This window comes from Hazenella coriacea, from assembly GCF_004341825.1.
In the GTDB taxonomy this organism is placed as follows: Bacteria; Bacillota; Bacilli; order Thermoactinomycetales; family Thermoactinomycetaceae; genus Hazenella; species Hazenella coriacea.
The window spans coordinates 575,236-582,630 of record NZ_SMAG01000002.1 but is presented as its reverse complement, the minus strand read 5'-3'; the positions used below and the strand labels follow the sequence as shown (position 1 = coordinate 582,630).

Here is a 7,395-nt window from a genome sequence, read left to right as displayed (position 1 = left end):
TCGGAGAGTGAGCAGTTTCAGTTACAGGGCTGTTACCTGCTATGGCGGGTCATTCCAGAACCACTTCACTTACTACTCACCTTTGTAACTCCATGTGAGACGCCCTACAACCCCACGAGTCTAGACTCGTGGTTTGGGCTAATCCCGTTTCGCTCGCCGCTACTCAGGGAATCGCATTTGCTTTCTCTTCCTCAGGGTACTTAGATGTTTCAGTTCCCCTGGTATGCCTCCAACCACCCTATGGATTCAGGTGGCGGTACTAGTCCTTCAGACTAGTGGGTTTCCCCATTCGGAAATCTCCGGATCGTAGCTCACTTACAGCTCCCCGAAGCATATCGGTGTTCGTCCCGTCCTTCATCGGCTTCTGGCGCCAAGGCATCCTCCGTGTGCCCTTAGTAGCTTATCCTACCTCGGTTCATTAAAAAACTTAAAACTTCTTCCGGTGAATGCAACATGACATCTAGACTAGATATCGTGTTCTTCCATATTCACATTTTCAAGGTGCAATCTTCATCTCGTCGCATCTTGCGGCGACAAGTAATAATATAGCACGGGTAAAATAAATAATCAACCCATTTTAACAAAAAAATTTACTTTATGATGATTTTGTTCTATTTTTGGCGTAGATATCGTTTATCTTTTAGGAATAATCTCCAGAAAGCAATAAATCCAGGAAGTAGAATCGCTGTTCCAATTGTGATCGTCCAGAGCAGGGAATAAAAGGTGTTAATATTCGTAAATGCATCTTGAACCCGTAAATGTGGGTAAACGATATAAGGTAGATGTGCTGCTCCATATGCAAATGTAGCCAAGAAGTATTGTAGAGCAACCATAACAACAGAAACGCGGGGTCTTCCTTTTTTAAATCCATGCTGATTTTTCCACCATAACGCTGAATAACCAATCAAAAACGCTACAATAGACAGTAAAAACCATCCTCTATAACGTTGGAGTTGGTCAAAAAACCACGCAGCTTCAGGGTTTAATACTGATAACGTAATCATCGCAATAACTAAAGTAGCTGGTCCAAGAACGACTGAATTACGTCGATAAGTCAGGTATGCCTTTTCATCCCTTGACTCATTGGCATAGTCAGTTAGAAATATCGAGGACAAAAATAGCGCCGAGGAAAGACCGAATAACATGTACATATAGACAACAGGGCTCGTCAACCATTTATTAAAAAGTAGAACTTCCGTTCCATCGACAATATCGATAAAGCCCCCCTGTGTAACTGGCAAAGCACTAATCAATAATGCTGGTACAAGCACCCCTGTAATTCCAGAAACCACACGTAAAACGTTGCGATATCCAGAAACCGAATAGGAAAACACCATAAAAGCACTACGTATGATAATCAATAACAAAATCAAACTAACTGGTACTAATAATAAAGTACCTAACATATAGATTCCTTTTGGGAAAAGCCCCATAAAAGCGACTACCAGCAATACCAAAATCGTATTGGTTACCTCCCAAGTAGGTGACAAAAATCGATTAGCCAACTCACCAGCCTTGGTGTTCCGTTTCCCATAATACATGGACCAAAAGCTAGACCCAAAGTCGATGGAACCTGCAATGCTATAAATGTATAGGATGATCCAAACAACCAATATCGCAATTCCAGCTTCAATCATACAAGGACCTCCCCTTTATTCACAGAATCCTCCAAGGCTTTGCTAAGGGGATGATGTTTAAAATAGGAACGTAACACAGTAATAAAAATCCACATTAGCAATATATAGACGAGGACAAATAACAAGAATAGCATCCCTACATTTCCAGATTGCGTCGCTGCATCTTTCGTCAATTGATATCCATAGATTGTCCAAGGTTGGCGACCACTACAGCTAAAAATCCAACCAAATTCAATACCTAACATTGAAAGAGGACCTGAAGAGACAAGGCTCCACAACAGCCATTTAGGAAATAGCTTTCCTTCCTGTCTTCGTCTTTTCCACCAATAAAGTAGAGCGACTAAAGCGAGTATAAGTAACAAAGTTCCGATCCCCACCATCACATTGAACAACGTATGAACATAAAACGGTGGCCAGGTTTCCGCCGGAAAATCGTTCAAGCCCTTCACTTCTGTGTCGAATCGATTGGCAGCCAACCAGCTGAGCATATAAGGAATTTCAATCCCATACTTCACTTCATGTGTATCCGGATCGGTGAAACCACCAATGGCTAAAGGGGCATATCTCTGTGTTTCAAATAACCCTTCAGCCGCCGCCAGTTTCTCAGGATTGTATCTATGTAAATTTTGTGCCGATCCATGTCCAGACAAAGCCGTCAACAAGGACATGATCAATGCAACACTTAGCGAAAACACCACCGCTTTTTTATGAACTTGATTTTCTCTTGGCTGTCCCCTAGTTTTCATAAACCGATAAGTAGCAACTGTTACGATAGCAAAAGCACCAGTCATCAAAGAACTCACCACGACATGGTATGCTGAATTAAAAAAGGTTGGGTTAAAAAAGGCTTTCCATGGATCTACATTAAATATAGTTCCATCCGGCTTCATATCAAAACCAGCCGGTGTATTCATCCACGTATTTGCTGAAGTGATCAATACTGCCGAAGCTGAAGCTCCAAATGCAACCAATCCTGAAGCAATCACACGCACCCAAGAATGGAGTCGATCTGCGGCAAACACATAAATAGACAGTGCTAGAGCTTCTAAGAAAAATGCAAAAATCTCTACTTGAAACGGAACCGAAATCACTTGCCCAACTATTTTCATAAAACCAGGCCACAGCAAAGAAAGTTGAACTGCCACAATCGTTCCACTTGGAATCCCTAAACCTAGCAAAATAGCAACTGCTTTAGTCCAACGTTTTGCCATGAGTGTATAATCAGTATCCTTTCTCCATTTAGCTATAACTTCACTTAAAAATACCATCGCAGAAAGACCCACAGTTAATGTCGCAAAGATAATATGAAAGGCCATCGATGTACCAAAAAAAGCCCTTGTTACCGTAACTGAATCCAAGGAAATTCCCTCCTCGTTATCCACAATCTCCACCTAATAATTTCTTTTCTAGTTTGCGATAAGAGGAAATTTTTATGTAACAAAAATAAATATTTTTTTATAACAATAAAACCAACTTATCACCCAAACATTTAAAACGAGACCCTTTTTAAATCATCTTCATAGATCAATATTTCCAACTATTTAATTTCATTGTTTACATCAACAACTAATATTGGTAATATATCCCTGTATCACAAATTCAGAGGAGTGGTAAATTTGAAAAGAATTCCTTTACTCCTGTTTCTATCTTTGATTATGGTGTTCTCTTTGATTCCAGCAACATCAACACAAGCATTAAGCGATTCACCAATTGAAGGAAAAATGATTTATGAAACCGCCTCGTATCCAATTGTCAATCAAGGGATCGAATACTCACCTCAAAAAAACCAAGCACAATACAATGAAATAAAGAAAAAAATGGTTTATTCTATTATGGATCAAGACGGAACTCTCTATTGCTATAAAACCAAGTTAGAGTATGAAAAAGCATTAAAGAGTTTTGATATCAAATGGTCATCCAATCAAATCGAAGCTGCCACTTACACAGCTTTGTACCATCATTCAAATTATCGAGGATGGTTCTTAGATGTACCTGTGGGTCGTGCTTATAATCTCACTGGTGGCTGGAACGATTCGATTTCTTCACTAAAAACAGCTAGTAACGGTCGAGGAACGACTGTATGTTTTCATAAAAATGGTGGGGAACCCTGTAAAACATATGCACCTGGAGTAAGCATTAGTTATGTTGGAGATGGTTGGAACGACCAAATTACTTATGTTTATGTACGTCCCTAATTTTTTGAGATTTGATCTTTAAAAACAGAGTGCTTTAAGTCAAAAAGCTGAGTTCATCTTTTGAAAATGATGGGCTCAGCTTTTTAAAACTATTAAATATTCACTTATGATTGGATCAATTCAATCCATTCTCCATCTGGTCCAGAAACAAATGCATTCTTCCATCCATTTGGGAAGCTTTGGATCGGCTCTAAAATTGGGACTTTTGCTCTCTCCATAATTGAGATCTGTTGTTCTATGTCGGTGACTTTAAATGCGAGATGATAGATTGAATCTTGATGATTAGGGCTTTCTACCTCTATAAACTCTAACCATGTATTTCCCACTTGAAGAAAGAGGATCTTTTCTCCGTTTAATTCCATAAGCTTCCCCTCATTCAACTGAAACCAGCGATGATAAAACTGACTAGTTCGTTCTATATTCTTTACTTCAAGACCCACATGATGAAGCAATCCCCACACGCTCCTTCAATCTATTTCCTTCAATTCATCTCTCACGTTCTACAAAATGAGATGAATATCTCCAAATTCATGCCATAAATACCGCTGTTGAATCGCCTCTTCATACATTTTCTTTAACAAAGAAGGTTCTACAAAAGCACTTAATAAATCAAGATGACTTGCCTCAGGCTCATGAAATCCTGTTATTAAGCCATCTGCGATTTGTAAAGGGGTTTCTTCTGTAATTTTCAAGTTGGTTTTCCCCCTCCGTGCAAGACAAACTTTATCTGATTTTGCTGCACTCTCCAATGCTCTGACTACAGTTGTACCTACAGCAATCACACGCCCTCCATGTTGTTTGGCATGATTAATAGTCAGCGCTGTATATTCCGGGATCTCATAAGATTCACTATTCTGCTCAGGAGAAAGGAAGGGTAAATCATCGTGAAAATAGCTTAATCCTGTATGCAAAGTAAGTGTAACGATTTGAATCCCCTGCTCTCTTAAGCGAAATATAAGCTCCCAACTGAACGCTCGACCCGCCGAAGGGATCTCGACAGAACCAGGAACGCTGGCATAAACAGTTTGATAGTAATCCAGCGACCACGGTTGTTTAATATATTCATAACGAACGGGGTCACCTAGTGAGTAAATCTGCTCAAATAACTGTGCACCTGATAACGAGAATTGAACTTGGACAAGCGGAAAAGAGAAATCCGTCTGAGTCACGATTGCTGTCAGCTTATCTGAAAAGATTAACTCATCCCCTTGCTGAACTTGATCTCCAACGATCCACACATCCCAGGTTTGATGATCAATTCGATGAGCCAAGCGAAGTTCTCTCTTTAATGATATACACTTTCCATCTCTCATTTGATCTACATATAAAACAGCTGGCACAGTACGGCTTGCATTTAAAACCACTACATCACCAGTTTTTAACATTTGAGGTAAATCAAAAAAACGAACATGTTGTGATTCACCTGACCGAAGATCAGAGACCATCATCCTAACATGATCACGTCTGATTCCCCGTCTCTCAGGAGGACTATCTGCATTTAATTCATTAGGTAGAGAAAATGGAATTGTAACCACTTCTCATTCCCCCTTTTTCCAGGAAAATGACTGTGCTTCTAAGCGTTGTCCATTCAGATGATCGGATTGATCTGATGCCAAATAAAGGAACACATCAACCACTTCTTCAGGTTTTGCCAACTCATAATCACAATCTGGAACTGCCAACGCATGCATATCCGTGTCCATCTCTCCAGGATCAACCGCATTCACTCGGACACCTGTTCCATCTACTTCATCCGCCCAAGTCTGGGTCAATCCTTCAACAGCAAACTTGGAAATACCATAAGCTCCCCATCCGGCATACCCCACATGTCCTGCTTCTGAAGTTACATTAATAATTGAACCTTTACCTCGATTTAGCATGCCAGCGATCACACGTCTTGTTACCAAAAAAGGATTCACTGTATTGATTCTTAGCACTTCCATAAAATCTTCTTCCGGAAAATCAAGCAGATAAGGAGATGGACTGGGTCCAAAGATGGATGCATTGTTAATTAACACATCAATTTGCCCAAAAGTATCTTCAGCAGTCGCAACAAATCGCTCCACATCTCGTGAATTCGACATGTCACCGGTCATTGCCAATACTTCTACACTCAAACGTTTCAGTTCTTGCTCAACTTGGTGTAATTCATGTTCTTTTCTAGCCACAATCGCTAACTTTGCACCTGCTTTGGCAAAAGCCATCGTTAATGCCTTTCCCAAACCTTTTGATGCACCAGTAATCATAACCACATGATGATTTAACATTTGAAAACCTCCTACAAAAATGGATTCTTTAACTCAATACGATCAGCAAACCTAAAGTGAAAAGTTAATGTTTCACCCGAAGTGCTTCTAAGTAGGACCCTTCTATGAAGAATAAGAAGTCGAAGGGTAGCAAGCTTCTGGTTTCTTCGCAATGCATAATTCTTAAAAAGTGAACATCGCTAGAATCTTGTGATCGAAGCTACTATTTTTTACCCGCTTAAAATACTTAATAAACATAAATGTATAAAAAGTATCAAAAAATAAAAAGGCTCCTTCCAAAGCCTTTGAACACTCCCGCCACCTACGCTAAGAGGTGGGGGATTCTCGGCGCTCCATGATAAAAAACACACGCTGCTCACCAATGAACAGTGTGTGTAAAATTACTTGCACTCATGAATAACTGAATGAATCAGATGTACAGGAGACATTTCTCCTTGTGACAAAAAAGGAATCAATGGATAGCGTGGTAATAATTCTTTTGCGATTTCTTTTTCATCTAGCCCCTGTTCCCATCGCTCTTTCGTCTCTTCAGTCAGCCATTCTAAGAAATCTAGTTTCTTTTCCAATGCTTCTCTCCCATTTACAACTACACCAGCATGACCACAAAAAACAATTTGAATAGGGAAAGATAACACCGCTTTTAGTGAAGTAATCTGTTGAGCGACTGATTCACCTTTCATTCCATAATGAAGCTTATTACCTAGATAAAGATCCCCTGTAAAAGCCCAACCCCGTTCAACTTCAACTAAACAAATGTGGTCTGCTGTATGACCAGGAGTATGGACAACTTCAAAATTGTAATTCTTTGTACAAAGACGATCTGTAAGCAACTCTTCTCTTACCGATGCTTTCATATTCCCCTTGTTTCCCCAAGCTAGTTGTCGATACAGAGGAACATGTAACTGTTGAATCTGCGCTTGGGTTTGTTGACTCATGAAGACGGGTCCAAATCCATGTCTAGAAAGAGCAAATGCATTTCCCGAATGATCTTCATGATGATGGGTCAGAACCATTTGCTCCACATGAAAATCAGTGGCGAACTGGAAAATCTCTTTTCTGGCACAAGCTGGGCCTGTGTCAATCATACAATGATCCACCACATAGCTACAAAATGTAAATGGATTTCCTAGTAAAGTAAATTTTCCACGTAGTGCCTGTACTCCATCAAATTCACTTTGTTGGATTTTAATTTTTCTCATCATCATAGCCTTTCAACTGCTTGATATATCTAGATTATGAATCTCTATTCATTCATATTATAATGATTTATCTTCTATTTACAAATGAAATAGCCCT

The 7,395-nt window shown here is 39.7% G+C and carries 7 protein-coding genes and 1 rRNA gene; 1 reads left to right on the top strand and 7 read right to left on the bottom strand.

What is annotated here, in order from left to right:
- The 3 genes from EDD58_RS15005 to EDD58_RS06120 form a co-directional block, all read right to left on the bottom strand.
- Positions 1 to 406 (bottom strand): 23S ribosomal RNA (locus tag EDD58_RS15005); the annotation flags it as partial.
- A gap of 205 nt (positions 407 to 611) precedes the next feature.
- The gene (locus EDD58_RS06125) at positions 612 to 1,637 is read right to left on the bottom strand and encodes a cytochrome d ubiquinol oxidase subunit II (protein ID WP_131923946.1); all 1,026 of its coding nucleotides are present in this window, start codon (positions 1,635 to 1,637) and stop codon (positions 612 to 614) included.
- Complete coding sequence (locus tag EDD58_RS06120; protein ID WP_131923945.1) at positions 1,634 to 2,995, bottom strand: cytochrome ubiquinol oxidase subunit I; 1,362 nt, start codon at positions 2,993 to 2,995, stop codon at positions 1,634 to 1,636. The genes EDD58_RS06125 and EDD58_RS06120 overlap by 4 nt, the downstream gene beginning before the upstream one ends.
- A 258-nt stretch (positions 2,996 to 3,253) precedes the next feature.
- Between EDD58_RS06120 and EDD58_RS06115 the strand changes: the two genes are divergently transcribed.
- On the top strand, positions 3,254 to 3,832 hold the full coding sequence (locus EDD58_RS06115; RefSeq protein ID WP_131923944.1) for a hypothetical protein: 579 nt from the start codon (positions 3,254 to 3,256) through the stop codon (positions 3,830 to 3,832).
- A 104-nt stretch (positions 3,833 to 3,936) separates the two neighbouring features.
- On the opposite strand, the gene EDD58_RS06110 is transcribed toward EDD58_RS06115, so the two are convergent.
- The 4 genes from EDD58_RS06110 to EDD58_RS06095 form a co-directional block, all read right to left on the bottom strand.
- Complete coding sequence (locus EDD58_RS06110; RefSeq protein ID WP_165875832.1) at positions 3,937 to 4,284, bottom strand: VOC family protein; 348 nt, start codon at positions 4,282 to 4,284, stop codon at positions 3,937 to 3,939.
- Positions 4,285 to 4,332: 48 nt separating this feature from the next.
- Complete coding sequence (locus EDD58_RS06105; RefSeq protein ID WP_131923942.1) at positions 4,333 to 5,367, bottom strand: S-adenosylmethionine:tRNA ribosyltransferase-isomerase; 1,035 nt, start codon at positions 5,365 to 5,367, stop codon at positions 4,333 to 4,335.
- 3 nt (positions 5,368 to 5,370) lie between these two features.
- On the bottom strand, positions 5,371 to 6,099 hold the full coding sequence (locus tag EDD58_RS06100) for an SDR family NAD(P)-dependent oxidoreductase (RefSeq protein WP_131923941.1): 729 nt from the start codon (positions 6,097 to 6,099) through the stop codon (positions 5,371 to 5,373).
- A gap of 380 nt (positions 6,100 to 6,479) precedes the next feature.
- Complete coding sequence (locus EDD58_RS06095; RefSeq protein WP_165875831.1) at positions 6,480 to 7,298, bottom strand: MBL fold metallo-hydrolase; 819 nt, start codon at positions 7,296 to 7,298, stop codon at positions 6,480 to 6,482.
- Positions 7,299 to 7,395 lie beyond the last annotated feature (97 nt).